Here is a 1,419-nt window from a genome sequence, read left to right as displayed (position 1 = left end):
GTGGTGGCTGGCGAGTTCGGCTTCTCCGATATCGTGATGATGAAATACATCGCCTTCGGCATGATCTTCGCGCTCTTCCTCGACGCCACTATCGTGCGCATGTTCCTCGTACCAGCCGTGATGCACCTGCTGCGCGAAGACAACTGGTGGGCACCAGCCTTCGTGCACCGAATTTATGAGCGCATGGGGCACGGCGCATACGAAGAAACCGTGGTCCCGGCTGGGCGGATGGCGGATGCTTCTGGTCCGACCGGTGATTTTGCCCCGGACGGCGACCATGAGCAGTACGACCTTGCCCCGGAAAACGACCTTGCCCTGGACGGTGACCATGCGCAGTACGAGGAACAGTACGAGCTGGATGAACCGCACGAGCTGCATGAGTCCGAGGTTGTCGCCGATACCAAAGCCATTCGCAGCGGACGCACCACCGACCAAGACAGCGACCTGATTCCGTTCTCGGAGCTCATGAAGCGCCTAGAAAACGACAAGTAGACGGGGCCGCAACGATGAAGAGCACAGTAGGCAAATGGCTGCGGTGGATACTACCCCTAGCAGTACTCGTCGTCATGGGTATTTTCTTTCGTGACGAGCTAGATTTCTTGAGCGATGGTTTCCGCACCCTTCGTCACGCGCAACCTTGGCCCATCGTCGTCGTGTTTATCACCTTTGCGTTTTCCCTATTGGCAATGGCCGAGGTGATGCGCAAATTGTTTGTCGCCGGTGGTGTGCCTGTCTCGTTCAAAGAATGCAACAACATTGTCTTCGCCTCCAATGCCTGGTCGACGACGCTTCCCGGCGGTCCTGCATTCGCCGCTATCCTTACGTATAAAGTGCAGCGCGCTTGGGGCGCTTCCGTGGTGCTGTGCGGCTGGTTTTTTGTGCTCTCTTCTGCGATTTCCACGCTCTGGGTCGTATTAATCGGTTTTACCGGCGTATTTTTCTGGGGCTGGGCTTCCTGCAATACCCGGACCGTGGGGCGGTGGATTAAAAACCTGCCGTGGAAAAAGACCGACAAGCTCGTCAAACACGTCAACAAGCTCGACCAAGTGTCGTTGAACTTGGGCCAATTTTCCTGGGTGACGTTGATGGCGTTTTTCAACCGAGCCTTCGATGCCGTTGCTCTGTGGGCTTGTGCCTGGGCCGTGACCGGTAATATGCCGTCGTTCTGGCCTGCCGACGACCACACCACGATCATGGGCATTAGCGTCGCGTTTATTACCGCCAAGCTGGCGGGTTCCGCGCAAATCACCCCAGCGGGCGTCGGCACCGTCGAAATCGCGATTATCACCGCGCTGGTGGCCACCGGCATGACGGCCGTCGATGCCACTGGCACGGTGTTGGTCTACCGGCTGATCACCTTCGTTTTCTACAGCGCAATCGGCTGGGTCATCTACTTCGCCTACTACGCACGCAAGGGTA

Annotated in this window: 1 protein-coding gene and 1 pseudogene; both read left to right on the top strand. The window is 57.4% G+C overall.

All coding sequences use genetic code 11. The features are described from left to right. Positions 1 to 492 (top strand): annotated as a pseudogene (locus tag BKN05_RS12435) (MMPL family transporter); the annotation flags it as partial. 107 nt (positions 493 to 599) lie between these two features. Beyond that, a partial coding sequence (locus tag BKN05_RS12430) for a lysylphosphatidylglycerol synthase transmembrane domain-containing protein (RefSeq protein WP_353743562.1) occupies positions 600 to 1,419 on the top strand: 820 nt, incomplete at its 3' end.

Source organism: Corynebacterium sp. S5S1 (genome assembly GCF_001913985.1).
Lineage (GTDB): Bacteria > Actinomycetota > Actinomycetes > Mycobacteriales > Mycobacteriaceae > Corynebacterium > Corynebacterium marquesiae.
The sequence above is the reverse complement of the archived record's forward strand: the minus strand, read 5'-3'. Positions and strand labels throughout refer to the sequence as shown.